At 47.2% G+C, this 25,284-nt stretch carries 24 protein-coding genes; 7 read left to right on the forward strand and 17 right to left on the reverse strand.

What is annotated here, in order from left to right; genetic code table 11:
• Positions 1-51: 51 nt before the first annotated feature.
• The 10 genes from ugpC to F0265_RS01195 form a co-directional block, all read right to left on the reverse strand.
• Positions 52-1,179, reverse strand: coding sequence for a sn-glycerol-3-phosphate ABC transporter ATP-binding protein UgpC (ugpC, locus tag F0265_RS01150; protein WP_065742372.1), 1,128 nt, complete (start codon positions 1,177-1,179; stop codon positions 52-54).
• Between the two features lie 9 nt (positions 1,180-1,188).
• Entirely contained in the window at positions 1,189-1,923 is a 735-nt protein-coding gene (locus F0265_RS01155) for an HAD family hydrolase (RefSeq protein ID WP_171747783.1), read from the reverse strand.
• Positions 1,913-3,334: a CehA/McbA family metallohydrolase gene (locus tag F0265_RS01160; protein WP_171747424.1), complete on the reverse strand. Its 1,422-nt coding sequence runs from the start codon at positions 3,332-3,334 to the stop codon at positions 1,913-1,915. Before F0265_RS01160 ends, F0265_RS01155 begins: the two co-directional genes overlap by 11 nt.
• A 63-nt stretch (positions 3,335-3,397) precedes the next feature.
• Positions 3,398-4,678, reverse strand: a complete 1,281-nt coding sequence (locus F0265_RS01165) for an extracellular solute-binding protein (RefSeq protein ID WP_171747425.1) — start codon at positions 4,676-4,678, stop codon at positions 3,398-3,400.
• Positions 4,679-4,684: 6 nt separating this feature from the next.
• Positions 4,685-5,632, reverse strand: a complete 948-nt coding sequence (locus F0265_RS01170; RefSeq protein ID WP_171747426.1) for a carbohydrate ABC transporter permease — start codon at positions 5,630-5,632, stop codon at positions 4,685-4,687.
• A gap of 10 nt (positions 5,633-5,642) precedes the next feature.
• A complete protein-coding gene (locus F0265_RS01175; protein ID WP_171747427.1) occupies positions 5,643-6,527 on the reverse strand; it encodes a sugar ABC transporter permease in 885 nt (294 codons plus the stop codon).
• A 106-nt stretch (positions 6,528-6,633) separates the two neighbouring features.
• Positions 6,634-7,518, reverse strand: a complete 885-nt coding sequence (locus F0265_RS01180; protein WP_171747428.1) for a LysR substrate-binding domain-containing protein — start codon at positions 7,516-7,518, stop codon at positions 6,634-6,636.
• 74 nt (positions 7,519-7,592) lie between these two features.
• Positions 7,593-7,937 (reverse strand): multidrug efflux SMR transporter, encoded by a 345-nt coding sequence (locus F0265_RS01185; RefSeq protein WP_171747429.1) that lies wholly within the window; start codon positions 7,935-7,937, stop codon positions 7,593-7,595.
• Between the two features lie 150 nt (positions 7,938-8,087).
• A complete protein-coding gene (locus tag F0265_RS01190; RefSeq protein ID WP_171747430.1) occupies positions 8,088-11,156 on the reverse strand; it encodes an efflux RND transporter permease subunit in 3,069 nt (1,022 codons plus the stop codon).
• Positions 11,157-11,164: 8 nt separating this feature from the next.
• Positions 11,165-12,250: an efflux RND transporter periplasmic adaptor subunit gene (locus F0265_RS01195; protein WP_171747431.1), complete on the reverse strand. Its 1,086-nt coding sequence runs from the start codon at positions 12,248-12,250 to the stop codon at positions 11,165-11,167.
• 137 nt (positions 12,251-12,387) lie between these two features.
• On the opposite strand from F0265_RS01195, the gene F0265_RS01200 reads away from it, so the two are divergent.
• From F0265_RS01200 to F0265_RS01210, 3 genes are all read left to right on the forward strand, one after another.
• Positions 12,388-12,987, forward strand: a complete 600-nt coding sequence (locus F0265_RS01200) for a TetR/AcrR family transcriptional regulator (RefSeq protein ID WP_171747432.1) — start codon at positions 12,388-12,390, stop codon at positions 12,985-12,987.
• A 168-nt stretch (positions 12,988-13,155) separates the two neighbouring features.
• Positions 13,156-13,803, forward strand: coding sequence for a recombinase family protein (locus F0265_RS01205; RefSeq protein WP_171747785.1), 648 nt, complete (start codon positions 13,156-13,158; stop codon positions 13,801-13,803).
• Complete coding sequence (locus F0265_RS01210; RefSeq protein WP_171747784.1) at positions 13,796-14,998, forward strand: multidrug effflux MFS transporter; 1,203 nt, start codon at positions 13,796-13,798, stop codon at positions 14,996-14,998. The genes F0265_RS01205 and F0265_RS01210 overlap by 8 nt, the downstream gene beginning before the upstream one ends.
• Positions 14,999-15,009: 11 nt before the next feature.
• Here the strand turns inward: F0265_RS01210 and F0265_RS01215 are convergent, their stop codons facing one another.
• Positions 15,010-15,678 carry a Crp/Fnr family transcriptional regulator gene (locus tag F0265_RS01215; RefSeq protein ID WP_171747433.1) on the reverse strand — a complete coding sequence of 223 codons (669 nt, stop codon included), beginning with the start codon at positions 15,676-15,678 and terminating at the stop codon, positions 15,010-15,012.
• An 81-nt stretch (positions 15,679-15,759) separates the two neighbouring features.
• Between F0265_RS01215 and F0265_RS01220 the strand changes: the two genes are divergently transcribed.
• Positions 15,760-16,242 carry a heme-binding protein gene (locus F0265_RS01220; protein WP_171747434.1) on the forward strand — a complete coding sequence of 161 codons (483 nt, stop codon included), beginning with the start codon at positions 15,760-15,762 and terminating at the stop codon, positions 16,240-16,242.
• Positions 16,243-16,530: 288 nt separating this feature from the next.
• Positions 16,531-17,178, forward strand: a complete 648-nt coding sequence (locus F0265_RS01225) for a hypothetical protein (protein ID WP_171747435.1) — start codon at positions 16,531-16,533, stop codon at positions 17,176-17,178.
• Between the two features lie 46 nt (positions 17,179-17,224).
• On the opposite strand, the gene F0265_RS01230 is transcribed toward F0265_RS01225, so the two are convergent.
• From F0265_RS01230 to F0265_RS01240, 3 genes are all read right to left on the reverse strand, one after another.
• Entirely contained in the window at positions 17,225-17,728 is a 504-nt protein-coding gene (locus F0265_RS01230) for a cytochrome b/b6 domain-containing protein (protein WP_171747436.1), read from the reverse strand.
• 254 nt (positions 17,729-17,982) lie between these two features.
• Positions 17,983-18,639, reverse strand: coding sequence for a haloacid dehalogenase type II (locus tag F0265_RS01235; protein ID WP_171747437.1), 657 nt, complete (start codon positions 18,637-18,639; stop codon positions 17,983-17,985).
• Between the two features lie 89 nt (positions 18,640-18,728).
• Entirely contained in the window at positions 18,729-19,277 is a 549-nt protein-coding gene (locus F0265_RS01240; RefSeq protein ID WP_171747438.1) for a carboxymuconolactone decarboxylase family protein, read from the reverse strand.
• A 258-nt stretch (positions 19,278-19,535) separates the two neighbouring features.
• Here F0265_RS01240 and F0265_RS01245 point away from each other — a divergent pair, with 258 nt between their 5' ends.
• Positions 19,536-20,120, forward strand: a complete 585-nt coding sequence (locus F0265_RS01245; protein ID WP_171747439.1) for a TetR/AcrR family transcriptional regulator — start codon at positions 19,536-19,538, stop codon at positions 20,118-20,120.
• Positions 20,121-20,158: 38 nt separating this feature from the next.
• Here F0265_RS01245 and F0265_RS01250 read toward each other — a convergent pair whose 3' ends face one another.
• Both F0265_RS01250 and F0265_RS01255 read right to left on the reverse strand, forming a co-directional pair.
• Positions 20,159-21,331, reverse strand: a complete 1,173-nt coding sequence (locus F0265_RS01250; RefSeq protein ID WP_171747440.1) for a PatB family C-S lyase — start codon at positions 21,329-21,331, stop codon at positions 20,159-20,161.
• A 103-nt stretch (positions 21,332-21,434) separates the two neighbouring features.
• On the reverse strand, positions 21,435-22,211 hold the full coding sequence (locus F0265_RS01255; RefSeq protein ID WP_171747441.1) for a helix-turn-helix domain-containing protein: 777 nt from the start codon (positions 22,209-22,211) through the stop codon (positions 21,435-21,437).
• 102 nt (positions 22,212-22,313) lie between these two features.
• On the opposite strand from F0265_RS01255, the gene F0265_RS01260 reads away from it, so the two are divergent.
• The gene (locus tag F0265_RS01260) at positions 22,314-23,465 is read left to right on the forward strand and encodes a multidrug effflux MFS transporter (protein WP_171747442.1); all 1,152 of its coding nucleotides are present in this window, start codon (positions 22,314-22,316) and stop codon (positions 23,463-23,465) included.
• A gap of 51 nt (positions 23,466-23,516) precedes the next feature.
• Here F0265_RS01260 and F0265_RS01265 read toward each other — a convergent pair whose 3' ends face one another.
• A complete protein-coding gene (locus F0265_RS01265) occupies positions 23,517-25,190 on the reverse strand; it encodes a FapA family protein (RefSeq protein ID WP_171747443.1) in 1,674 nt (557 codons plus the stop codon).
• Positions 25,191-25,284 lie beyond the last annotated feature (94 nt).

Raw genomic sequence — 25,284 nt, forward strand, 5'->3', positions numbered from 1 at the left:
AAAAGTCAAAAAAGCCATCCCAAGCGGATGGCTTCGTCATTTTATGTGCGGCTACACAAGCGCTTGCTCGGTCTCGATATCAAAAAGGTGGCACTCAGAGACATTAAAATTCAATAACGCCTCTTCACCATTAAACACCATGCGATCTGCATCAAACGGCACGCGAGCAATCAATTTATCATTACCAAGTTGGAAATAGAGATACAGCTCATTCCCCATCGATTCGACGACATTGATTGGATGACGCTGAGTGTTGACCTCTGAGAGTGGCGCATCATGGTTCGCCAGTTGAATATGCTCTGGGCGAATACCAAACCACACCCACTGGCCGATTTTTTGCCTTGCTACGTCCTGCTTACTTTCTGGTAACGTCCATCGGTTACCACTCTCTGCAATCACGTTCATGACGCCATCAATCTCATCAATGCGCGCTTTAACGATGTTCATTGCTGGAGAGCCAATAAAGCCTGCAACAAATTTGTTGGCTGGATAGCGATATAAGTTCATTGGGGTGTCCACTTGCATGATTTCGCCCTGATTGAGGACACAAATGCGATCCCCGAGCGTCATGGCTTCCACCTGATCGTGGGTGACATAAATCATGGTCGCATTCTGCCCTTCCGCTTTGAGATCAGAATGCAGCTGAGCAATGCTCACTCGGGTAGACACTCGCAATTTGGCATCAAGATTCGACAACGGCTCATCAAACAGAAACACATCTGGCTTGCGGACCATCGCACGACCAAGCGCGACACGCTGTCTTTGACCACCCGACATTTCACCGGGTTTGTTTTGCAACAAGTGTTCTATCTCTAACGTTTTGGCCGCCTCAGAAATACGCAGTTCGATTTCTGACTTTGCCAGTTTTTGCTGTTTAAGCCCGAATGCCATGTTTTCATACACCGACATATGTGGGTATAGCGCGTAGTTCTGAAACACCATTGAAATACCACGGTCTTTCGGCGGTAAATCGTTGACGCGTTTGTCACCGATGTAGACATCACCGTGAGAAATCTCTTCCAGACCGGCGATCATTCTTAAGGTCGTCGACTTAGCACAGCCAGACGGCCCAACAAACACCATAAACTCGCCTTCGCGAATGTTCAGGTCAACACCATGAACCGCTTTGAAACCATTGGGGTAGGTTTTTTCCACCCCTTTAAGCGTGACTTCCGCCATAGCTTATCCTTAAATCAACTCGTTAAATGCGTGTGGGTCAAAATGGGCTACCGATGGGATCACCAGATCCGCAACTGGCGTCAGTTCGCTTTCCAATGCGGTTCCAGTCAGGACACCGATTTTCTTCGCGCCTGCATTGGTGCCAAATTCCATATCTGATACCGTGTCGCCAAACATGATCACTTCGTGCGGCTCGACACCACATTGCTGACAAAAAGCATTCAACAGTGCCGGAGCTGGCTTGGGCTCGATATCGCCATCCGAGTAACCGACATAATCAAACATTTCGCTCAGGCCTGACTGCTGCAAAGTGTAGAGCGTTGAGTCTTTAGTATCCGCGGTAGCAATGCCAAGAATCATGCCCTGCTGCTTAAGTGCATCCAGTTTTTCTGTTACCCCCGGTAGCGCTTCAACCCATTCGGGATGATTGGCGACATGGTGGTTAAACGCCTCTTTGGTCACACGGGTAAACATTTCCAGAGAAACGACGGGGCGTAGGATCTCGAACCAAGCTTTGGCCGTGTCTTCCACTGGATTGGACGCCAGCAGACCATGGTTGTCGACTGAGTCGCCTTCTACGCCGATGGCTAAGAGTAACTCCGCAACTGTGACGTTTTGATGACCCTGATTTGTGTCACTGAAATCCTTTACCGTCTGACACGCACTGCGTGAAGCATTGAGCCACATATTGTGGAATTCCAGCAGAGTGCCATCTTTATCAAACAATAGTGCTTTAAACTTCATCACTATTTAATCGCTCCATAAGTTCACCCCAGGTTTTGACCAGAGGCGTAGTAAAAATCGGTTGGTCGCCGTCATAGACGGCGTTAATACAGCCTTCAAATTCGTCATTCTCGGCGCGGCGGATATCAATACGGCACCATGAGTAACCTGCTTCTACAAACAACATTTGTTCGCTGTTGTGCAGCATGATCTTGGCAGCGACAACGCCATCGACAACGCATTCGGCGTAATAAGTATGCTCATCATCGTCCACAGCCAATTGGTAGCATAGTGCCTGCCCTTTAGAATCGCAGCCGGGTAATATCTCGTTACCGTTGATGGCAAAAGATAAGCCGCAGCGACGCTCTAAATAGACATGTCCATGACGAAGCCCAGCGAGAATGCCTTCGCCACACAGCCCGTGGCTAAACACAAAGGTCGACGGGTCTCCGTAGAGTGAAGGTTCTGTCGCTTTTGGGTTACGCTCGTGAGGTTCTAGGTGGGAATCGCTGCCTCCAATTGCGCTGATTCTATGGCCGCAATTCCACATTTCGTTCAATACCTTAAGCGCCGCGTTTGTCGCTTTAGGTGACGTTGACCAAGTCGGATCGCAACACACCTCAAACGTCGACACTTTGTCGAGTTCGAGCGGTGCATAATGCCAATGCCATGGCTTCATCATCGGGTGGTTAACACTGATAGAGCTATGAGACGCATTGACCAATGCCAACCCTGCTTGCATAACACTTTGGCTGCTGTGCTCGACGTTGCGTAAATCCAGTGCGGATTGTGGGCCGTGAACATTAAAGTGCCCAAGGTCTGTCGTCACTTCAAGGGCAGGCATAAACAGGCACTGCTCAGACACAGGTAATCTTGGCTGGCAGATGTTGTGCTCTGTAAGGAAGAAGAAGTCTAAGCCCTGCGCTTCGACTATCTCTTTAGCAGCCGCAAGGGTATTGTGCCCATCTGACAGCTGGGTATGCGCGTGTAAATCACCTCGATACCAACGAGATTCTGAGCTCATCAATCGGCTGTAATCAAAAGCAACCTGATGATCCAGACCCACGGTCGCGACACTGTCTATCGCCAGACTATCAACCGGTTGATCAAACGCGATACTCACCTGATACTGCATCGCCCGCTCAGAGCGAAACTCACCTTCAAGGTTGTACAGCTCCAGAGACCACTCTCCAGCGGCCAAATCACCATCAATCGCGCCAAACCCTGACAGCTCTGCACAAATATTCAGCGACTTATGCGCTTTTTCAAACAACACCTTGCCGCGAAAATGGCCATGACTATCGTACGCAGCCGCGTATAAGAACCCTTTGGTCACGGTCGTGCCTGTAATTTGAACGGCCGCTGCACCATGCGGAACCATAAACGGCAATGAAACTCTGCCGAAAGTCAGTTCACCTTGAAATTCTGTCATCGGTTTCACCAATTAAATCCACTGTAGAGAGAGGAGCCTACTCAAGCAGGCTCCTTATCTAGATTAAGAACGGTTGGCTTTGTCTAGCGCGCGCTGCGCTTTTTTCGCCGCTTGTTTCAGCGCTTTCTCAGCAGGTACGTTCTGGATTTGAATCTGATCCGCGGCCACTTTCAATGCATCCATGATCTTGCCATTCGTTGGATCAAGGAAGTTCTGGCTGGCAAAGCTCGCCTGTTTCAATGGGATCAACGCTTGTGGGTTGTCTTTAGTGAACGCCTGATACTCAGGCACATTTTCCACACTCATACGTACCGGAATGTAACCTGTGCGCATCGACCAGTTCGCGGTGTTCTTAGCGTTGGTATAGAACTCGATAAACTCAAACGCGCCTTGTGCTGCTTTATCGTCGGTCCCTTTAGGCATCACGTATACCAAAGCGCCTGCTTGAGGTGCCGATGGGTGAGAGCCCCAACCTGGCTGTGTGGTTGCAGCAAGTTTAGTGAAGTCGAGATCGCCCTGATCACCCGAGGAACCTGTGTAACCTAAAGCGTTATCTTTCATGACATCATCGATGGTCTTGTACCAGTACTCCCAGCCCTGACCACCGTGGTGAATACGCATGATCTGGTCTTCGTGAATCCACTTACGAAAGCTGTCCCACACTTCAACCCATTGCTTCGAGTCGATCAGGACTGTTTTACCATCATCGCTGATCACTTTCGCGCCATTAGAGAAAGCGGCGTCGATCATATTGTCCTGACCCCACATCGGCTCCCAGCCGTAAAAAGTCGGGTTACCTTTCGCATCTCGCTGAGTCACTTTCTCGGCCACTTTAGCCACACCCTGCCAAGTGCTGAGGTCTTTCTCTGTAAAGCCGTTGTCTGTCAGCACTTTCTTGTTGTAGTAAAACACCTGAGTTGTGCCGTAAGCGGGCAGGCCAATGATCGTTCCATCTTCAGCGGTCACTTGCTGTTTAAACGCACCCACGAAGTCAGAGAAGTTAAACTCAGCATCCATATACGGTTTGAGATCGCGGCTCAGGCCACGTTCATACATCGCCTCCGCGCGCGCTGAATTCAGCAGAACCACTTCCGGAGCGGTTTTCGAAGCCAGACCTGCTTGCAGTTTCTGATACGTTTCGGTGTAGTTGCCTTGTAATGCTGGCTTGATGACATAGTCATCTTGGCTGGCATTAAACTCTTCAATCAGCTGAGTCATCAGCTTCTGAGGTTTTGTACCGCCTGAATACCAGAAATTCACTTCCGTTTTTGCCAGTACGCTACCCGAGACCATTGAAGCGCTCGCTGCGCCAGCACACACTAGTGCGAGAGTTTTTAGTTTCATTTCCATTTACTCTTTTACGCCGTTATCGGCGATACCTGAAAGAATCGTCTTTTGACACAAGACGAATAGAATCAACAAAGGCAACACAGCAATCGTGCTGGCTGCCATAATTTGCGACCAGTTAAGACCGTAATTACCTTCGGCGATGAAGTAGTGGCGAACCCCCGTTGCAATCAGATTCAGCTCTTGCGAGGTGATCACCAGACTCGGCCACATGTAGCTGTTGTAGTTCGTGATAAAGGTAATCAGGAACAAGGTTGCGACCGCTGCTCGGCATTGAGGCAGCAAAATCGCCCATAAGATTTTCAGCTCACCCGCACCATCGATGCGCGCCGCTTCGATCAGTGACGGATGGATTTTGATGAACACCTGACGCAGGTAGAAGACGCCAAAAATCGACGCAGCATTGGACACCACTAGCCCCATGTGAGAGTCGAGCAGCCCCAGCTTCGCCAGCGCGATGTAAGACGGAATGTAAGTCACCGCCCCCGGCAACATGTAACAGCCCATCACAACAAAATAGAGCACCGTCTTCGAGCGGAATTTCAGCTGAGTCAAGGCATAAGCGAACATCGCAGAGTTGATGATCACCAGTAAAGTGGTAAAAAGTGCCACGCTGAAACTGTTGAAAATGTACAGACCAAATGGCGCACTGTGGAACGTCTCAACAAAGGTCTCCCAGCGAAATTGCTCCGGAATCAAATTCAGCGGGCTGGCAAAAATCTCATCATTCGATTTCAGGGAACCAGACAGCATCCAGAGGAAAGGGAACACCATTAACGTGCCGCATATAGCGAGAAACAGGTGCTTACTTATCGAAGTCAGCGTTTGTATTTCCAGTCGCTTACTGGCGGTTTCCTGAGTAGCCGGTAATGACTTGTCAGTGGTCACCGCTTGAAGTGACCCATTTGTCTGGCGTAATCGTGGTGCAGTATCCATAACTTGTGTCGTCATAATCCTATCCTCAGTAGTAAACCCAGCGTTTACCAATGTAGGTATTTGCCAGTGCCAGTAGTCCAGTGATCAGGAAAATCACCAATGATGTCGCCGCCGCCGGCCCCATTTCATAACGCTCAAACGCTTGCTGATAGAAGAGATAAAGTAGTGTGCGAGTCTCACCACCGGGCCCGCCTTGCGTCAGGATCTGGAACTGGTCAAACGCCTGAACCGCATTGATGATGTTGACCACCAGCAAGAAGAAAGTTGTCGGCGATACCAGAGGTAAGGTGATTTTGAAAAAGCGAGTCAGACTGCTGCAACCGTCAATCAGTGACGCTTCATAGAGAGAACTCGGGATTTTGTTGAGCGCACTGATGTAAAACAGCATGGTCCAACCGATGGCCTGCCAAATAGTGACAATAATCACCGCGACCATGGCAGTATAGCCCTGCTCCAGCCAGGCAATCTTGTCAAAACCCATCGACATCAGTATTTGATTCGCCAGACCGGATTTGGACTCAAACACCCAAGACCAGACAATCGACACCGCAACCGTTGGTGTAATCCAGGGTGAAAAGATCACCGCACGATAAAACTGGCTGCCCGCAAAGTTTTTATGCAGCAGTAAAGCAAAGATAAGCCCCAATACCACAGTCGGAATAACCACACCGAGAGAGAACCAAAACGTGTTGAGTAACGCCTGAGTAAACTCAAAATCCTCGACCATATACTGATAGTTTTCCAGACCGATGAAGTCGTATTCAGGCGAGATGTAATCCCAATCTGTAAAGCTGATATAGATTGAGTAGCCGAACGGCACTAACCAAAAAGCCACCAATGGAATCAACAGTGGTGCCGTGAACAACAGCACTTTGAGGTGGTTCGATATTTGTTGTGAGATTGTACTCATGGTTTGACCTTAGTACTTCCGTGATGTGTCAATAAACTAAGCGTGCTATATGACAAGCCTGTGGGAGTGCCCCTCATTTTTTTTATGGACACTCATAAGAAAATCTTTACGCCAAACCATCGTCTTTGATCTGATGATGCAGCCAATCACAAAAGAAATTGACCTTGGCATTACGACTGTTTTTGGTGATCAGATAATGGCCCGACTCAGCAGGCATGGAGACCTCCATCGCTAACACCAACTCTCCACTTTTTAACAGCTCCAACGCGGCCAGCGACCGCACTAGCAACACACCAACACCATGCTTGACCGCTTCCAAGGCGTGCAGAGAATTGCTGATTTCGAGCTGAACGTTAGGCAGCACCGCATCGAACTGATTGTGGCTGAGCCACTGAAGCCAGTTCTCCTGATACCCCTTGACCTGCACAGCAGGAAGCTGTGAAAAATCACGCTCATCAAGCTGAGTTTGATAGCTGCGTTTGAACTCAGGGCTGCACACCAGTTGCCAGTGTTCCTGAAACAGTCGTTCTGCACTGGTGTCTTCGCTCTCCACCTTGCCATTGGTCAATTCGATATCAACGTTCTGACAAGGGGTAGTTGAAGGCCAGTCGACCAACTGAATATCCAAGCGAATGAAAGGGTATTTGTTATAAAAATGCGGTAAACGCGATAGGAGCCAGTTGTGACAAAAGGTGTGGTTCACTCTGAGGCTCAGGACATCGGTTTCCTTTTCACCAAACAACAGTTGAGTCTGAAGTTTAAGGTGAGCCAATGAGCCAGAAACGATGGGCTGATAATGCTGAGCAGACGACGTCAACCTGACGCCCTTTTGCGTTCGCTCAAACAGCGTCGTGTCGAGAAACGCTTCAAGACTTTTTAGTTGTTGGCTCACAGCGGCCTGCGTAACACACAGTTCCCGAGCCGCAGCACCAATCGAGCCAAGCCGGGCAACCGCTTCAAAGGCCACTAATGCACGTAATGGGGGTAACATGGCTGTACCTGATTGAAGTAAAAACTGAAAATTACTTCAATCAGGTTGCAGATTTTCGACGCCAAGATGACAGATTAATGACTAACTGACGTAGAGAAGAGGTTAATGATCACCGTGCCGCACAAGATAAAGCCGATACCAACCAGAGCATACACATCCAGCTTTTGCCCATAGACCAGCCAAGAAAGGGCCGCGACCAGAACGATACCCGCCCCACACCAGATCGCATAAGCCACGCCTAACGCCATACTCTGCACCGTCAGCGAAAGCAGATAAAACGCCAACCCATAACCCACTAACACGCCTAATGTTGGCAATAACGCCGTGAACTGCTGCGTTTTAGGCAACCAAGAGGTGGCGAAGACTTCAAGGACAATGGCGATAATCAAGGTCATCGCAGGTGGTAGGGATAACAACATATCTAACCCACATTTATAGTGTAAATCGGGCAGACTAATGAGCTTGCATGTCACTATTGTGTCGGTACCTAATAGAAAACCTAAGCAAAGTGCTTAGGTTTTCTGAAGTGAACCATCGTTCTGAACTTGGTGGCTCAGAGAGGCGATGGTTTAAGCGGATATTTTGTACGGCAGCTTGGTTAACAAGGTGAAAATGGAAGGCACAAAATAGAACGACAGCAGCGTCGTCAGTGCGGTTCCCCCCGCAATCGCCACCGCAAACGGTGGCCAGAAACCGCCACCAGCGAGAATTAAAGGCAAGAAGCCACCAATTGTCGTAATCGTGGTCGACGTAATGTGGCGAGTACAACTCATGACGGCGGCCAAAATCGCCTCTGAATCACCATTGAGTGCATCAGTATCCGCCCTAAGCTCTGCAAGGATCACGATAGCCGCGTTGATCGCAAGACCTATCACACCCAGAAGCGCAATGATGACGGTGAAGCCAAACGGATAACTGAACAGCCATACGGAAAGAATGCCCAACCCTGCAGCCAGCCCAGCGACGAGAAATATCACCGCGCTCAGCCTAAATGAATTGAACGACAGTACCACAACCAGCACCATTAGAATCATCACTAGAGAGACATTACCAATCAGGCTGTTGACCGACTCGTCGCGTTCAGCGGCCTCGCCTCCAAACTCCACTCGGTAGCCAGCAGGAAACGAGTAGCCTTCCAGCGCTTTTTTGAATTCGTTAAGCACAGTTTGGGGTAACACTCCCGCTTCGATATACCCTTCGATGGTGTTCACGCGAACACCATTACGACGAGTAATATTGCCTCGACTCGGTGTCAGCTCCAAAGAGGATAAATTAAGTACGGTAGTACCCAGTTCGGTGTCACTTTGCATCAGTGGAAAACGGAGATTGTTTAAGTCACTGTAGCTTTCCCGTTGCTCGTCCTTAACCCGAACGCGGACAGGAACCGACTCCGTCCCTTCAATCACGCTGCCACTTTCTCGGCCGACGAGTGTTGACTGAAGTAAGCCCGCAAATTGATTTAGACTCACCCCATTCATCTGGATCGCCTGCTCATCCACCGTCACACGATACTGAGGCACACCGGATGTGAGGCTCTCACGAGTGTGGGTCACGTGGGGTACTTGAGAAAGGAGCAGGCGAATATCTTCACCAATCGATTTCAGTTGTTCCAGATTGTTGCCATACACTCGCAGTTCAACAGGGGCATTAAACGGTGGGCCCTGTTCTAGCTTTCTGACCAACACTTGAGCTTGTGGCACTTTCTTGTCCAGCAGCGTCTGAAGCTTAGGTATTAAGGCGTTTGCGGTCTGAAAATCGACGGTTTTCACCATTGCCTGAGCAAAGTATGGCGCTTTTTGTTGGTTGCCGACCAGATTGTAATAAAAAGAAGGGAAAGAAGCCCCGACGACCCAATGGACCTGCTCAACGCCTTGTTCAGCTGTGATTAATTCCTGAATAATCTCCGTGGTCGCTTCCGTTGCGTAAATACTCGATTGTGGAGGAAGAAATACCTGCACTTCAAACATGTCACGGTCAGAGGTCGGGAAAAACTGCTCGGTAAGCTGAGACGTGCTCCAGAACCCGAATAGCGGCAGCACCAGTGAGAGCCCTACCGCGAGGAAAGGGTGGCGAATCGACCAAGCGACGGAGGCAGAGAACCCTCGGCTGAGGGCCGGAATCGTCACACCAGTCTGATACCAGTGGTGGCCTTCCTGCTGACGAGGCAAAAAGACACTCGACAACGCCGCGATGATCGAATGGGAAATGATGTAAGAGCCAATCAGAGAAAACGACACCGTCAGAGCAATAGCCCCCACAAACTCTCCCGTAGCTCCCGGCATCAAAAAGATTGGCGCAAAGGCCAGCACTGTAGTCAGTGTTGACCCAAGCAGCGGCACCCATAAGTGTTGAATCGCCTTCATGGCCGATTCCAACTTCGCCATGCCTTTCAATCGATAGCTTTGGATGGTATCGACCATCACGACTGCATTATCGACCATGATGCCCAATGCAACGATGAACCCCGTCACCGACATCTGGTTGATAGGAATACCGAGGAACTTCATGAAAGTCGTCGTCATCAGCATGGTCAAAGGCAGTGCCAAAGCGATGATAACCGCCGCTCGAATACCTAATGTAAACAGCAGAACGGCCAATACCAATGCTAAACCAATCATTAAGCTTTCGCTGAGCTCAAACAGACGGTTTTCGGTGTAGCCCTGTTGGCTGAACAGCACATCGGCGCTAATTTCTTTTGGTAGCTCTTGCTCGAACTGCGCTAGCACCTTCATGGCGGCTGGTGTCCATTTATCGACACGCAGATTGGATTGCATGCGCGCCGCAACGATCACCCCTGGCTGACCATCCAGCAACGCCATTTCATCAAACGGAGCTTTGGCCGAGCGCCTGACTTGTGCAATATCGCCAATTTGAACCGTATGCCCATTTTCATCTACCGCAACAGGCACGTTACGGATTCTTTCCAGTGAGTCCAGATTGGACGTCAGCTCAAGACCATAGCGGGTATCCTGAGTATTCAGTTCTCCTGCGGAATTTTTTGCATCGGCGCCTTCAAGCACACTGGCAAGTTGCTGGGCAGAGACACCAAGCGACACCGCATCACTGACATTGAGGTTAACCACGATTTCCTCATCAGGGAGACCGTATTCATCCACAAATTCGGTACCTGACATGGTTCTCAGGCGCGTTCCCAGCTCTTTGGCATAGCGCCCCATCGTGAGCAAATCAGGCTCACCAACGCCTTGCCATTTTAGACCTATGATGGTGGTAAATGCGTAGGTGCGATCACTGTCTAATTCAGGCGGCAAAGCTTCCGCGGGCAGTTCCGGTTCTACATCAGACAGCTTGTCGCGCACTTTAGACCAGATCGGATCGGAGTCTGTTATCGATTCATTCAGCTCAACGCCTATCACTGCAATCCCCATGCGTGACGTCGACGTAATGAGATTAATTTCATCGATCTGCCTGAGCTTATTCTCGATGACTTCTGTCACTAGTGATTCCACCCGAGTCGCACTCGCGCCGGGATAAACCGCTGTGATGGTCGCGTTGCGATTAGCAATAATCGGGTCTTCGGCTCTGGGCAAAGTCTGAAACGCAGATAAGCCACTGACAATAAGAAACGCCACAGCAAGAATCATCAAACGGGTATTGGAAAGGATACTTTGATACTTCATGGCGACACTCACTCAGCAGTTTGCACTGGTTGACCAGGGACCACTTTATGCAGCCCGGAAGTCACGATTTCGTCACCACCGCGAAGGCTGCCTTGTACATACACTGAATCGTTGCTGGCAAATAGAACATTCACCACTCTTCGCTCAATAATTTTCTGCCCCTGTTCTGAGCCCAAGGTGTACACATTCCATGTACCACGAACCCCATCGGTCAGTGCCGTGGCAGGAATCCAGAATCCACTATCGCTATACGATTTTTCAAAGGTCAGATAAGCCAATTCACCATCCAATACAGCCCCGCTGTCCTGAAGAAGAAAACGCAACCCGACACTGCGAGAATTACTGTCAACGTTCGAAGGATGAGAAAGTAAGGTGGCCGCATAGGGCTTATCGTTGACGGTTATGCTGACATTTTTGAGCTGAGAGAATTTCTTGATGTCTTTACGATTAATACCAATCAGCGCTTCTTTGTTGTCGGATGACAGTAAAGATAAGGTCGCAGTGCCCGTGGATACCACATCACCTATCGATACAAAACGTTTACTCACCACTCCCGTATAAGGCGCTTTTAGTATCGACTTTTCTAGTTTGAGTGAATTGGCTTCAAGCGCAGATTTTACTCGCAGTGCGTTAGCGGCAAGGCTCTCTTTCTCACTGGTGAGCGCATCAATTTCAGACTCAGAACTGAAACCTTTCTTTTGCAGCGAATACTGACGTTTAAGATTACTGTCGGTCAATTTGGCCTGAGAACGGATCTCCTCCAGTTGTGCCAACAGCTCATTTCTCTCAGCATCAAGTAATTGAGTGTCCAGCGTCACTAGGGTATCACCTGGCTTAACTTGATCACCCACATCCACATTGATACTGAGCACTTTCCCTGCCAGTTCAAAACCAAGGTTTGCTCGCTGCGCTGCCTGAACAACACCGACATATTCTCTCGGGACAACGTATCCATCACTTTTCTCAATGTTTTTTGAGTCTACGGTGATGAGGTTTATTGGTTTAGGTTCTTCACCCACGGATTCAGAGCATCCAGAAACCAGCAATAGAGTTGTCATTACCAGCGCTGTCGCCATTTTATTCTGATACAGCATAAGTCAGCCTCGTTAACCAAAAATCAACAATCAAACTAGACGGTCTAGTTTGATCGCATATTAAACAGTAACAAAACTAGACTGTCCAGTTTGATATTGATATGTTTGGCTCGTGTCCTGCAAATTGCGAAAGATCGATGACAAGTGCCAGTGAATTAAAACGCCAAAGAATTCTCCAAGCGGCCACTGAATTATTCGGTGTCCACGGCTACGGTGCCAGTATGGATAGTATTTCGAAGCTCGCAGATGTTTCGAAACAAACCATCTACTCGCATTTCAAAACCAAGGACTTGTTGTTTGAAACATGCATGAGAAACAAATGCTTGGAGTATCAAGCGAACGAAGCGGTGCTTGATCTCAGCCTGCCAATTGAAGAGGCTTTGGTGAAATTTGGGATAGGTTTTCACCAAACTCTGCTGAACCCAGGTGCCCAACAAACGTATCGAAATGCGGTCAGCAACATCGATACGCACCCTGAGTTTACCGCCACCTATTTAGAGTACGGCCCGATTCAAACAACCAAAATGCTTGAGCAATATCTGGATAAGAAAGTTGAAGACGGCACCATCCAACTTGATGTCTCCAGTCATCAAAGCGCCATTCAGTTACTGCTGATGTTTCATGGCAAGGCGGTCTACTGGCGCTATCTCGGTGAGAACATCGAAGAATCGCACGAACAAAAGCATCAATACATCAAGAGTTGTGTCGACCTGTTCTTGAGCCACACGCTAAAGTAACCTCTTTCCGAACTTGGGCTCAGAACGCTTCTGACGCCCAAAATTTATCTCTCCTTTTCTCAATAGGTTAAGCCATCTCTCCATGGCAATGGTTCATTTGGTGTTGATCTTATTTATGAACCCATCTATATTTATGACCCATCACACCAAATGAACCAAAACATTTTTATGGCGACGTACCTTTACTCTCGATTTTCTCCAAAAAACCAAGCCTACTCTCAGCAACTTGAGCAAATGCAGAGTTGCGCTCCTGAAGCAAAACACTTTCAGGACAAAGTGCGTGGATACGTTCCAGCGATGGAGCGTCCTGAATTCATAAAGCTTTTAGACACGCTAAAAACTGGCGATACCGTGGTCATTTGGTGGCTAAGTGCATTTGGCCATGATTTTAGTCAGGCACTTGGCGTGGTGGAACGACTTCAAAACAAAGGCGTCAATTTACAAACTGTATGTGAGCCCTTGCGACTCGAACCCAACACAATACAAAGCCAAACTCTACTCGCCCTGCTGTCGGGTTACGGGCAAGTGCAGACTCAGCATCGTTTATTCGCGGCAGAGATGGGACGTAAGCAGCTCAAAGATAACCCTGAACTGTGGAAACAGAAGTTCCGTGGCCGCCCAGCCGATAAACAGAAACATCGCCAGATTGCCGAACTCTTGATGCAAGGTAAAACACTGCATAGCGTGGCAGAACAATGCGATGTCAGCCTATCGACAGTTAAAAGAGTCAAAGCCAAGCTCCAGCAAGATGATGATGAGGGCTGCCTAAAACGCCGAGCAAAAGGTTCGTCTGCTTGTGGGGAAAATGATGAGTAATGCTATCCAGCCAAGAGCCATTCTGCTCGCCTGCTTAATCATCAGTATTGGCCAGTTAAGCATGGGGCTGGTGTTCCCTTCACTACCGTGGATAGCTCGCGACTTTAGCATCTCACTCGATCAGGCTCAGTTGTTAGTCAGTGTGTACTTACTTGGCTTTGGGCCTTCACAGTTACTATACGGTCCTATCTCCGATTCGCTAGGACGCAAAAAGGTATTGCTGGCAGGTTTATTAATTGCACTGACAGGCTTAGTGCTGATTATCTCCTTCAGCGACTCATTTACCGGAATGGTACTTGGACGATTGCTGCAAGGCTTAGGAACGGGTTGCTGCGCGGTATTGGCCCGAGCCTCAACCAGAGATCGCTACAGTGGTGCCCAACTGCCTGTCGCCCTTTCTTACATCGCTATGGCGGCGTCAATCACACCTTTGATAGCACCAGTATTGGGCGGCTTTATCAACTTCCACTTCGGCTGGAGTATGGTGTTTGTCTCATTACTGGGTTATGTAGCTATCGCTTGGGCGATCATTGCGATTCGTTTTGATGAAACATTGAGCCAAACCAAGCCTCTACCTTCACCGGTCAATATGCTGAGACAATATCGCGAATTACTCACCTCTCGATACTTCATCAGCTTCGCCAGTATCGGCTGGTTGAACTTCAGCCTGATGATCACCACCGTCTCAGTGATGCCGTTTATCATGCAAGATCAGATTGGGATGACATCGGATGAATACGCCATGTGGGCGCTCATTCCAGCACTGGGCATGCTGACAGGTACCAGTATCTGCAATCGAGTAAGACCGATAATTGGCAGTAAGAAAATGCTGCTGTGCACACCTGTATTGCACCTTGCTTCTGCGCTATGGTTTTTCTTCTGCCCGCTTGAGCCACTCTATCTGATGTTTGGTCAGCTATTGATGATTTTAGGTAACGGGATAGCCCTACCCTGTGCTCAGGCAATGGTGATGCAACCCTACAAGAAACAAGCGGGCGCGGCGGCGGCCATGTCTGGTGGCGGACAAATGATCATCTCATCTATCGTCAGCATGGCGCTGGTCACACTGGGTTTGAATCAAGCATGGCACTTGAGCTTTGTGATTCTCGCATTCGCCGCCATTACACTGGGTAACATTGTACGTGGGTTCAGTACTCATGAAGCCTTGGTGCAGAAAGAGCGTCAACCCGTATGATCTTCCAGTATTTACACGGTTGGATTTCGGTCAAGAGAAGCGTGTATATGAATCTTTTTGTAACCTAATGAGATAGCGCCTTCTGCTTGCAGCTTGTTCAACTGCAACCCGACCGCTTCTTTAGTCACGCCCAGTAAACAAGCCAGATCCATTTGGCTCATCGCTAAAGTGTCGGTATTTTGCCAACGACTTAGCTGAGACAACATGGCTTTCGTCCTCTCCAACAATGGCTGGAACACGATATCTTCCAGCCTTCGGTTGTAATGGACCACATACTGAGCCAACTGGTGACTGATACAGTGCCACAGCTGAGGATTTTGGTCAGCTACGGCCATAAAATCGGCTAATGAGAACTGAATCAACTCAGTTTCGACTAAAGCAATCGCATCATTAGGTCTTTTACCACCGCCAAAACAACCGATCACACCAAACCATTCGCCCTGGCTGAGATCCTTAATAATGAACTCTTTGCCAGATTCACTAAATTTGGTGATTCTCACCGTCCCGCGGTTAACGAAAAACAGATGCTTGGCCTCATCACCTGCATAATGAATATACTGTTTTTCGGCGTAGAGAACTTTGCTCTGAGTGGCCTCAAGCTTGGCGCGCAGTGCAGGTTCTAACTGCTCAAAACTCGAGCCCAACAGTTCACTTTGCCCTTCTGTCTGATTCTTTTCCATAAAAACAATCCAAATTGTAGAGTCGTCTCTACACCGATGGGTATAAATACCTCTCCAACGAATTCATATCTAGGAGAGCCCATGTTGAACAAGTTCACCACGACACTTGCCAGCCTATTTTTTGGAATCTCATCCGTTCAAGCTACGGAGATACCAAGCAAATTCTACCTGCCAACCAATGTTGCAGAACAAATCGCCAAAGAAGCCATCGCTGAGTGCAATGCTGTTAACGTTCCGATTTCGGTTTCCGTTGTCAATGACCAAGGTCGATTGCTCTATTTCTATCGTGGCGAAAGCACTGGTAGCAACACCGTTCACACCAGCTTTCGTAAAGCCTATACTTCCGCCACCCTTAAGGCGCCAACTTCAGCGTTAACCGGCGCAGTTGAAGCAAAAGGGTTTAGCCAGTTGGGTAAGATGGAAGATGATATTCTTATCCTAACGGGTGGGCTACCCATTACGTATAAAGGTACGGTCATCGGTGCAATTGGTTTATCCGGCGCGCCCAACCCTCTTATTGAAGAAGAGTGTGGCAACAAAGCCATTAGTAAAATCGCTCTCTGACTTTAACCACTCATGAAAATGAGTGGTTTCTTCCTCGCTTAACAGTATTGTATTCCTACCTTTATAATTAGCTCCCACCTAAATCTAAACATTTCTCTATATTTTTTCACGTAAGAAACTGGCTACAATTTTAATATATCTTGAACAACTTCAATTTTTTGTCGAGAGACCCATTTAATATCATCTCAAATATTAAAAACAACCTATTTACATAGATTTACTATTAAATTTCATTTATTTACGACAATTTAAATATAATAATTTTGAATGTTAACAAAGGACGTAAATATGAAACGTGTACTATTATCCTCTATGCTATTAATATCTTTAACTTCGGAGTCAAAGGAATATTTAACTTACATCAATCCCGAGATTAAAAGTGATTTAATTGAAGACGTAAATAGGCAAACTGCTCGATCTATCTTTGAAACTCGAGAGAACACAAATGGTGTAAGCAGTATGTATCTAAAGGAAATCATCTATAACAATGAAACCAGAGCTTTGCCTAGTTATATCATTGAAGCAGAAGACATTATTGAAGCAAAGGAGATTGCAAATCAGACTTTTGATTTAGAAGGTAATTTATCTCGACATATTAGCATAGTGCCACTAGGTAGTGGCTGGATAAATTCAGACAGTCTTGCTCTGCAAAGTTATAATATTCAGTTCACATGGAATAGTGATTCGTCTCCAGAAGTTGTGAATAATATTCTAGGTATAGATCTTCAACATGTCGTTTATTTAAGTAGAAAAGGCATTGTCACCGACTCATATATTGACTCTCAAACTTTTTATGTTGGTGCTGATCTTCCGGTATTTTCTCTTATTGTAAAATCTCAAGATATGGAATCAGCAGAGAATCTTGCTAAGAGTTTTGCAATGGTTAATCAAGGATACGCGAGTACGAATGTGAAGAAGATTGGTATTAGAAATTAACAAGTAAAGCCACTTCATAGCCATGAGGTGGCTTTATTTATCTCAGTTAAACTCTTCTAAGGCTCCGTTTTGACTTTGCAGCGCCTAAAATATGTGCGGCCAACAGAAGAAGAATGAAGTAACTCAATAACTGGTGACCTAAGCTTCCCACCTGTTGCATCCAAGCTATCTTCTCACCACCATAAATCAGTGTGGTATCAAACAATTTCACTCCTCGACCAGATCCAACACTCATCAAAATACCAGATATCGGCATCAGCAGTGTTACCACCAGCAAAGAGATATGTACAACTCTCGCGGTGGCAATAGACATGCTTGTGTCTTCTCGCTTGGGCAAAGGAAAACCTTCGTTAGCACGCCATAACACTCGGAATATCGCGAGGGCAAACAGCACAACACCTAATGATTTATGGTTGGCAATCAAACTCCATTTTTCATCGCTGGGTGGCAGATCAACCATAGTGTTGCCAATGTAATAGACGAAAATGAAAAGTGAGGCCACACCCCAGTGCAACACAAATGACGGTAATGAATACCTTTTGAACAACATACTCTTTCCTTGTTAACTCATAGCAGTAACAATTCATCGATGACCCGCGCATTATCCGCAGTGTGACCGACGAATCTATGTCAGCAAATAGAGTGATGCTGTGACTCGATAATCAAATTAAAAACAGATACTTACCTCTATCAGCCTTGAAAAAGAGTTTAAGTCTCTGACGAAATGTAGACTACAAACGAGATTGTATTTGCAGGTAAAAGAGAAGTGGGACGCGCAAGCGACACCCATGCGTCCTTGTGGTGTTAATCCGTGGTGAGTTGTTCAAGTGTGGAAATGGTACGAGTAGGCTCAATACCCCAAGGGTCAAACAATGCTTCCTCGCTACGCTTAACCCACACAGACTGTATGCCTGATGACATTGCGCCGAGAATATCAAATGGATTGCTCGACACCAGCCAGACATTAAAAGCCCCCGTACAATCGATCAGATACTGATACACGTCCGGGTTGGGTTTAAAAGTTTCGATATCTTCGCAGCTGATGACACCATCAAAAAACGCGCTCAATTCCGCTCGGTCCAGCAGCGTATTGACAGCTTGAGTTTCGCCATTGGAGAAAGCAAAAAGTCGATGACCCGCTGCCTTGAGGCGCTTAAGTGTCTCGGCCACATCTGCAAAAGCGGGAAGGCTAAGGTACCCTTCTAACAGCTGGGCTTTTTGTTCATCCGACAGTTCAACGTCGTGATAGTCACAGCTGTAATCTAACGCGTGCTGAGTACACACCGAAAACGGCTGATACGTTTTCATCAAGCCGCGGCGAAAAGAGTATTCCAGCTGTTTGTCACGCCAAGTCTGGCTAAATGCCGATGCCTTATCCCCAATCCAGTTTTCTAGTAAAGTGATCAAACCATGGGTATTGATCAAAGTACCATACACATCAAAGGCAAACGTCTTACTCACTGCACACTCCTTACAACAATGCTCACGTCTTTGTGAGCATTGGTAACTATAGGTCACTGACGGCCGATTTGCGCCGCTCTGTTAGTCGACTATTTTTTCCAAGCGTAAGCTTCAAACATGGCATCAACTGGCGTCTGAGCAATGCGATTAACGTAATTACTGATGACCTTTTGAGACAAGCCAAGGATCACTTCAAGAACGTGCTTTTGACCATAACCAGCGGCGTAAAATGCCGATAACTCTTGTTCCGATACGTTCCCTCGCCCTCGTACCACACTCAAAGTAAAGTCATGCAATGCCTGAAGCTTCTCGGTTGGCATCGCTTGGCCATTGCGTAGCGCTTCTGTTAGCGCCGGATCGACTTTCATTGAATGGGCAATGGCGGTATGGGCAGGCACACAATAGTGACATTCATGCTCAACGTTAATGGTCTGCCACACAACGGTCAGTTCTTCCTCATCAAGTGAGGTGCTAGTAAACGATTGATGAAGCTGCGTATAGCTCTGCAACAGCTCTGGCGATTCTGCCATAACAGAATAAAGGCCAGGAATGCGTCCCATACGTTGCTGAGCGCCTTCTAGAATCGCTTTACTTGCTTCTGGCGCACTTTCTACATTGTGTAATTTGAATTCACTCATAATGATGTCCTGTTGTATTCACGTTATTCCAGAGAAGGGACACCCTCCTCGCATTTCGATGTTTACTATAGAACCACTTGAACGAATGTTCAATAATGATTTTGAACAGTCGTTCAAAAACACTATAAAGCCATGTTTTTAATTGAAGATTAACGAAAAAGCAGAAGATAGGATCACGACCGTTAGGCTGACCACTTTACCCTTGCGAGGGAAAAAACTATAATTTGAACTGTCGTTCAAAAAAATCAGAGAGCTGTTATGGGGAATGCTGCCAAATTTGACCGTCAGCAAGTCATCGACAAAGCCACCCATTTATATTGGGAAAAGGGCTTCCATGCCACATCAATGCGCCATCTTCAAGAAGTCATTGATATGCGTCCGGGTAGTATTTACGCGGCATTTGGCAGTAAAGAGGAACTGTTTAAACAGGCATTAAATCATTACACCCAAATGGGTATCTCGAACCTGGAACAGTTCAAGTCCCAAAATGACTCTCCCTTAGCGGCACTCAAAGCTTTCGTTAAACATTTGGTGTTACATTCGCGAAAAGGCGCACCAGATGGCATGTGTATGCTGGCAAAATCCGTCGCTGAGCTAACCGAAGCTAACCAAGATTTGCTGGAAGAAGCCAGACACTCTTTAAGATTAATGGAGCGTCAGTTTGAGTTAGTACTGCAACAAGCTCAGCAGCAGGGTGAATTAAGCGCAGATAAAGACACTCAACGACTTGCTAGCCACGTTCAAATCCAGATCTCGGGTTTGAGAACGTATGCGAAAACCAACGATAACCCTGAGCTTCTCGAATCACTGATCGACGATATGTTCAGCCACTACCCATTCTAACTTAGTGAGAGGAGGCCATGCCTCCTCTTCCTTTTCTATCACAGCTGTTTTATCGCCGCAGATAATGCGTGGAAAGACTGCTCAATCTGCTCCAATGGCGACGCGATGTTCATTCGATAGAAATTTGGATTCTTCTCACCAAACCATCCACCGGGTGTCAGCCCCATTTTCGCTTGTGTGAACAACAGACTTTTCAGTGCTTCGGGTTCTAGATCGAGTCCTGAAAAATCGAACCAGATCTGATTAGTGCCTTGCGGCTTAAACATTTTTATTTGTGGTAGGTTTTGAGCAATGTAAGCTTCAATCCAGTCGACGGTGTTTTGTGTATACGCGAGGAAACCTTCAAACCACGCCTGACCCTGAGTGTAAGCCGCCACGGTGGCGTAGTTAGTCAACGTATTACCGTGATCCAGTGCCATTGAGGCCACCGTGGACTTAATCTCTTCAAGCCGTGCTTGGTTTTCGGTATAAAGATAGCCATTAGCAATACCGTTCAGCCCAAAGTTCTTTGCTGGCGAGCCAATGATCGACACAAGGTTATCGTAGTTTTGGGTGAGGATACTGTTGAATTGATGGCCTTCAAATACGATGTCAGCATGAATCTCATCACTGATCACTACAACATTGTACTTGGCTGCAATCGCCACCAGCTTTGCTAATTCGTCCTGAGTCCAAACGCGTCCAACTGGATTATGAGGGTTACAGAGCAGAACAATTTTGACATTTTCCTCACTCAATTTGGCTTCAAAGTCGTCGAAACCCAGCTGATACTGGCCATCTTCTAATGTAAGCGGGTTAGCAACCACTTTACGCCCAGCAGACTCAATCAGCCTTCTAAATTGGTGATAGACGGGTACCTGAATAAGCACACCATCGCCTTTGTTAGACCACTCGCGAATCATCAATGCAATCGCGCTCAGTACTCCCGGTACTTGCACAAAGTAGCTTGGGTTGAGCTCCAAACCATGACGCTGCTTATTCCAGTCAGAAATGGCTTTAAACACACTTTCTGAGTCAAATTCATAAGCGTATTTCTCACGTTCAACGATCCGAGCCAAAGCTTGAGTGATCGGGTGAGCAACAGGAAAGTCCATATCCGCTACCCAATATGGCAGCACATCATCAGTCCCGTATATCTGCTGAAGCATCTTGCTGTCGTGCTTGATAAATTTGTCTGAAATATCGTTTCTTTGCGGTTTTGTCGTAAACATAGCTACTCGCCTGAGGGTCATTTAATGTACTGTTCCTAACCTTAGACGACATAAGACGGCGAAAGACGAAAATAATTGGGACATTTCAGACATATTTTGAACATTATGGAAAAGTATTACATTTCATGAAGTTCAGTGGTGTTTGCCCAGTTTGCTTCTTAAAGAATGCGATAAAGGCGCTGTCGGAAGAAAATTCTAGTAAGTGCGCGACATCACTGACCTGACGTTCACGGCACAAAAGCTCGATGGCCTTTAGGGTTCGCCATTGCTGCTTCCACTCCTGATAAGACATGCCCGTTTCGGCTTTAAAGATCCGAGTCACGGTTTTAGGGCTGGCTCCCGCGGAGTTTGCTAATGTCACCAAATCGGGGGCCAGAAAAGCTTCATCAGAGACTTGACGGCGAAATCTCTTCAATCTCCGGTCTGTGGGCAGTGGCAGCTCGTAGGAGTATGTTTTACTTTGACTAAACTCTTCCCAAAACAGAGCGGTGTGGTTGGTCATTTCCGATTCAGGTTTATCCGCAGGCCAGAAAGCCATCTTGTTAATCAGTGCTTTCAACAACTCACTGACTTCAATAATGGTAATCGCGTCAGGGCAGGAGAAAGCGTCACAATCAAAATACAGCGAGCGGTATGCCACAACATTGGTCATAAAGGCACGATGCACTGTGTCTGGTGGAATCCAAACAGCCTTAGTGGGAGGGAGGATACAAATAGAGTCCGACAATGCGAAATTCATGCAGCCTTTCGGCGCATAGAGCAACTGACCTTTTTGGTGCTTGTGCAATCCAGAGTCGTGCCTGCCAAGATCGGCCGCAATGCCCACCACTTTGGAATCAATACTGTCAGGATCTATCACGGAATGTTCATCGATCAGCACGCTCTTGTCCTTATTTTGATGTTTTTTGTATTATTGTCGTTAATAGAAAAATAGTAGTGCTCCTTATACTGCGTCTCAAGTTAAATTTACTGAGGACGTATCATGAAACGTAAGCCTTCACTCTGGCTGATGTTCGTAATGCTCATGTTTCCGCAGATCGTGGAAACGATTTACAGCCCAGCACTCCACTCGATTGCCGAGGCCTTTTCAGTCACGGATGCGCAAGCTTCACAAACGTTATCTGTCTACTTCATCGCGTTTGCACTGGGCGTTGTATTTTGGGGGATAGCTACGGATAAATGGGGCCGACGGCCAGCAATGCTAGCAGGTATTACGGTCTACGGCTTATCCGCCTTAGTCGCAATGCTTACCGACCAGTTTGAGTGTCTGATTGCAGCACGAATTGCCAGCGCATTTGGCATTGCTGTTGGCTCTGTAGTCACTCAAACGATGTTGAGAGATGTCTTCGACGGTGAAGCTTTGGCTAAAGTATTTGGTCTGATGGGTATGGGAATCGCGCTCAGCCCCGTAATAGGAATGGCCGTAGGTGGGCAACTTGCTCAAGCAGGTGGGCATACCTACGTATTTTCCGCTCTGTTTGGCATGGCGATCTTATTGCTCATCTACAACCTCTTCAGGCTACCAGAAACACAGCAATCGAGGACGCCGCTTAATCTCCATCAGCTAGGTTGGAGGATGATCAAAGACGGTCATATATGGTACTCCACTATCTTGATTGCCGTCTTCAATATTGCGCTGTTTTCCTATTACCAACTGGGGGCATTCGCCTTTGCTAAGCTTGGCTATAGCTCTGCCCAATTTGGCTACAGTGGCATTGCGTTAGGGCTCGGTACTGTGGTTGGCAGCTACTGCAACAAATACCTGCTAAACAAGCATACTCATCCATCAGCTCTGATTAGCCTAGCCACTGCATTACTGTGCGTGGGGAGCATAAGTGTCTATCTGACTCTGGACAGTATTTACTTTGTGCTCGCAATGATGCTGGTCGTGATGGCATTTGGTATCGCGATTCCCAATGTTATCAGCGCAGCACTAAAAGATTACAAGCAACATGCCGGCAGCGGTGGCGCAATTCTCGGGCTTATCTACTACTTGCAGATAGGGATTGGTCTGGCGATCGCTGGGCAAATTCAACACCTAGGAAAGGTTCTGGTGTGTTGTTCCCTCATTGCTCTGGCGACACATCTCATCAAACAACGTCACCACAACCAAGTCACTGTGCTCAGAGATTAAAACAAAAGCAGCCAGCAAACGCTGGCTGCTTTTTTGTCAAAATGACCTGAGTTAGTCTTGCTCAAGCGCCTCTTCGTCCATAGCGGCAGCACATTTAATTTCGTATTGGTTAAAAGAAAACGTACTCGTACCATGCACTCGTTTGGTCGTGACCTTCTCTTCACCATATTGAACCGTAACATGGGTGTAGACTTTGTTTTTCACGTCAATGATGTTGTGTTCAAGCGCTTGTTCAAACTCTAACTCATGTTTATCACGCGCCATTTTCACTTTTTCTAGACGCGCATTGGATTCAAGTTTGATTTTCTCAATGTTTGCCGCTTCTTCTTCGCTGCGTTCTGCTTTCGGAGTTTTCTTAAATTCCAGCTCCCGACGAACCACATCCATGGTCGCCTCTTGGGCAAGCTTATATTGCTCTTTGTATTTTTGCTGACGCTCTTTGAAGTTCTGGTAACGCGCAAACGCATTAACGTAAGTCGCGGTATCGCCTTCAACACCTAGATTAACGCAGGTCACCTTCCCACCAATTTTTGCGTGACCACCACTTAAGGTCCCCTGCTTCTCGGCAGCGTCAGATACCGTTAAATCTTTACCACAACGAATTTCGTTGTTCATACAGTGGACTGAAAGATTAATATTTTCAGCGGCCTGAAGTTCTGAGAATTGAGCGTAGTTTGCGGTAATAGAGCCGCCCGCTTTTACATGACAGCTTTTCGCTTCGTCTTCCGAAACGTTATGACCAATGATGCCTTTAGCAACTTCTATATCGCCTTGTGCCTGAACATCGGCCGACTCAATAAAACCACCAACCGTTAAATTTCCGGTGGCACGAACCATCATATCGGACTCAATGTTTCCGGTGACAATGACATTGCCTTTGAATTTCACATGACCTGTCGCGACACCAATCGTAGGCAAACACAGCGCGTCTTCAACTTCGACAGTGCGCTCTTTGATCATTGGCATACCGGAGACCGCAGCGACAAGCAGGTTAGGATCCTGAGGTGAGATTTCTGAACCTTTCGATGCTTTCAGCATCGCATCATTACCAGGCTTCGGTGGAATAGGTTTCCCTTGCACTGTGATACCTGGCGTCCCTTTAGTCGCGGGAATACGCTTCATCAAGCGAGCTTTCTCTTCTACAGTGACCGTTTCACCGAGATCCAACATATCAACTTTGCCGTCAGCGTCTTGAGAAGGAGCAAGTACTTGCTTAGTGATGTCTTGAACCAGTGGGATGAATTTGGCATCTTGCCCCTGAATAGGGTTCTTGCCTTTGGCGACAGGTTGGGTAAAGGTTTCACCCGGTTTGAGTTGATGGCTCATCATTAACACTTTTTTCAGTGCCAGTTTGTTAATGCCCTTTGTCACATGCGCCTGAGCCAACGCTTGCACAATTTGAGGACCTTTAAGCGGCGCACCACGATAAGCACCAGTCACTACCATACTGGCCAACATATCATGATCTGACAGAACCACTTCAACTGCAGCATCTCTGATTTCAGCAATAGGGAATCCTAATAGCGCCTCACTCTTTCCTTCCTTTGCGCAATTAACAAATCGAGTAATTTCTTCCTCAAATACGCAAAAATCGGTAGCGCCAATCCCCTCTAACGCTTCTTCAACACCCTTACTGTCAAAGCGACCATCGATATTCATATCAGGGCGCAACTTGGCAATAACCTGTTGATTATCATCAGATAAGCTGACTAATTTGTCCCACATTTACAGCCTACTTCATCAAATCCCTATAACTTTAGTTTATATAATCCTCGCGAAATACAGTATCAAATTTGTGACAAAGTAAGGCTTAGGTCAC

It is taken from the genome of Vibrio sp. RE88, assembly GCF_013113835.1.
Classification (GTDB): Bacteria; Pseudomonadota; Gammaproteobacteria; order Enterobacterales; family Vibrionaceae; genus Vibrio.

Bases quoted from the DNA above. Each gene is read 5' to 3' on its own strand.
- F0265_RS01185 (WP_171747429.1), bottom strand. From the start codon at position 7,937: ATGTTGTTATCCCTACCACCTGCGATGACCTTGATTATCGCCATTGTC.
- F0265_RS01260 (WP_171747442.1), top strand. From the start codon at position 22,314: ATGAAACGTAAGCCTTCACTCTGGCTGATGTTCGTAATGCTCATGTTT.
- F0265_RS01230 (WP_171747436.1), bottom strand. From the start codon at position 17,728: ATGTTGTTCAAAAGGTATTCATTACCGTCATTTGTGTTGCACTGGGGT.
- F0265_RS01220 (WP_171747434.1), top strand. From the start codon at position 15,760: ATGTTGAACAAGTTCACCACGACACTTGCCAGCCTATTTTTTGGAATC.
- F0265_RS01225 (WP_171747435.1), top strand. From the start codon at position 16,531: ATGAAACGTGTACTATTATCCTCTATGCTATTAATATCTTTAACTTCG.
- F0265_RS01205 (WP_171747785.1), top strand. From the start codon at position 13,156: ATGGCGACGTACCTTTACTCTCGATTTTCTCCAAAAAACCAAGCCTAC.
- ugpC (WP_065742372.1), bottom strand. From the start codon at position 1,179: ATGGCGGAAGTCACGCTTAAAGGGGTGGAAAAAACCTACCCCAATGGT.
- F0265_RS01155 (WP_171747783.1), bottom strand. From the start codon at position 1,923: ATGAAGTTTAAAGCACTATTGTTTGATAAAGATGGCACTCTGCTGGAA.
- F0265_RS01195 (WP_171747431.1), bottom strand. From the start codon at position 12,250: ATGCTGTATCAGAATAAAATGGCGACAGCGCTGGTAATGACAACTCTA.
- F0265_RS01200 (WP_171747432.1), top strand. From the start codon at position 12,388: ATGACAAGTGCCAGTGAATTAAAACGCCAAAGAATTCTCCAAGCGGCC.
- F0265_RS01180 (WP_171747428.1), bottom strand. From the start codon at position 7,518: ATGTTACCCCCATTACGTGCATTAGTGGCCTTTGAAGCGGTTGCCCGG.
- F0265_RS01240 (WP_171747438.1), bottom strand. From the start codon at position 19,277: ATGAGTGAATTCAAATTACACAATGTAGAAAGTGCGCCAGAAGCAAGT.
- F0265_RS01175 (WP_171747427.1), bottom strand. From the start codon at position 6,527: ATGAGTACAATCTCACAACAAATATCGAACCACCTCAAAGTGCTGTTG.
- F0265_RS01170 (WP_171747426.1), bottom strand. From the start codon at position 5,632: ATGACGACACAAGTTATGGATACTGCACCACGATTACGCCAGACAAAT.
- F0265_RS01165 (WP_171747425.1), bottom strand. From the start codon at position 4,678: ATGAAACTAAAAACTCTCGCACTAGTGTGTGCTGGCGCAGCGAGCGCT.
- F0265_RS01215 (WP_171747433.1), bottom strand. From the start codon at position 15,678: ATGGAAAAGAATCAGACAGAAGGGCAAAGTGAACTGTTGGGCTCGAGT.
- F0265_RS01245 (WP_171747439.1), top strand. From the start codon at position 19,536: ATGGGGAATGCTGCCAAATTTGACCGTCAGCAAGTCATCGACAAAGCC.
- F0265_RS01160 (WP_171747424.1), bottom strand. From the start codon at position 3,334: ATGACAGAATTTCAAGGTGAACTGACTTTCGGCAGAGTTTCATTGCCG.
- F0265_RS01190 (WP_171747430.1), bottom strand. From the start codon at position 11,156: ATGAAGTATCAAAGTATCCTTTCCAATACCCGTTTGATGATTCTTGCT.
- F0265_RS01210 (WP_171747784.1), top strand. From the start codon at position 13,796: ATGAGTAATGCTATCCAGCCAAGAGCCATTCTGCTCGCCTGCTTAATC.
- F0265_RS01265 (WP_171747443.1), bottom strand. From the start codon at position 25,190: ATGTGGGACAAATTAGTCAGCTTATCTGATGATAATCAACAGGTTATT.
- F0265_RS01250 (WP_171747440.1), bottom strand. From the start codon at position 21,331: ATGTTTACGACAAAACCGCAAAGAAACGATATTTCAGACAAATTTATC.